Source organism: Streptomyces sp. SID4985, from assembly GCF_009863025.1.
GTDB lineage: Bacteria > Actinomycetota > Actinomycetes > Streptomycetales > Streptomycetaceae > Streptomyces.
This window is the reverse complement of sequence record NZ_WWIR01000214.1, coordinates 1-1,367: the sequence shown is the minus strand read 5'-3', so window position 1 is coordinate 1,367 and position 1,367 is coordinate 1. Positions and strand designations below refer to the sequence as shown.

1 protein-coding gene and 1 pseudogene are annotated in these 1,367 nt (G+C 73.2%); one reads left to right on the top strand and one right to left on the bottom strand.

Annotated features, from left to right (window positions below; all coding sequences use genetic code 11):
• A partial coding sequence (locus tag GTW40_RS08770; protein WP_161179596.1) for a L,D-transpeptidase family protein occupies positions 1-603 on the top strand: 603 nt, incomplete at its 5' end.
• 186 nt (positions 604-789) lie between these two features.
• Here the strand turns inward: GTW40_RS08770 and GTW40_RS08765 are convergent.
• A pseudogene (locus GTW40_RS08765) lies at positions 790-1,367 on the bottom strand (hypothetical protein); the annotation flags it as partial.

The following is a 1,367-nucleotide window of genomic DNA, read 5'->3' as shown; positions in this document are numbered from 1 at the left end:
GGCTCCGGAGTGCGCGAGCTGCAGGCGCGGCTGCGGCAGCTCGACTGGCTCTTCGACGGGCCGACCGGGAGCTACGACGATCTGACCGAGAAGGCCGTCAGCGGTTTCCAGGGCAAGCGCGGACTGCCGAGGACGGGTCGTGCGGACACGGTCACCTGGCAGCGGCTGGTCACGATGACGCACCGGCCGGGCAGGTGGGAGCTGTACCTGATGGGCGGTCAGCCCGCCGCCGCACCCGACCCGCGCTGTCTGACCGGCCGCGTGCTGTGCATCGACAAGACCAGCCGGACCCTGCGCTGGATGACCGACGGGCGGACTCTCTCCACGATGTCCGTCCGCTTCGGCTCGCAGTACTCCCCCACCCGCGAGGGTGTGTTCCGCGTCTACTGGAAGTCCCGGCACCATGTGTCGACGCTCTATGACTCCCCGATGCCGTACGCCCTGTTCTTCAGCGGCGGACAGGCCGTGCACTACTCGTACGACTTCGCGGCGCGCGGTTACGCGGGCGGCTCGCACGGCTGTGTCAACGTGCGGGACGAGCAGGCGATCGCCTCGCTGTTCGCGCAGGTGAGGGTGGGCGACAAGGTTGTCGTCTCCTGGTGAAGCGGGGCGCGGGCGGGACCGGGGGAACGTGTCCCGCCCGCGCCGGGTGCACGAGCCGTGGGTACGGGGGGAACCCCGGCTCAGTGCGACGGCCGATGACCAGTCGGCTCACTCTGTACTGCGTCACCGGCTCCAGAAACGTCACACCTGTCGCAAAGAAATTTCCGCGCCGGACAAAACAGCAGGTCAGAGGGGGCTTACGGCCAGGCTCGGGGCGTCCGTCGGGAGGTCCGTGCCGCCGGAGGTGGCGGGCAGGACGTAGCGGGAGGGGACGGGGGAGGCCGTGCCGTCGTCATGGTGGTGGGCGATGCGGTCGCGCTGGCGGTAGTCACGGGTGCGGCTGTCGTCGTCACCGGAGCCGGAACCGGAACCTGAGCCGGAGCCACCACCCCCGTCGCCGTCACCGTCGCCGGAACCGCCCGAGCCGTCGGACCGGTGGCCGTCGCCGAAGCGGCCGAAGGGGCCGTCGTTCTTCCCGTCGCCGGTCGAGGGCACGGCCGTGGGCGAGCCGCCCCGCCGGGCCGACAGCACGGCCGCGCAGTACGTCCGCACCCGCGTCGAGCCGCCCGCGGCACGCTCCAGCGCACGCCTGCGGCCCGCCTCGGGCTCCCGCCCCGCGCGCAGATCGAGGCAGGCGGCCATCGCGACCCGCCACCGGGTACCGGGCCTGTGGGACTCGGTACCGGGGCCGGCCGTCCTGCCGGTGTCCCGGCCGGCACCGGCCGCCGCCTCGGGCGGGGCGTCGCCGGGCGCGACGGACTCGC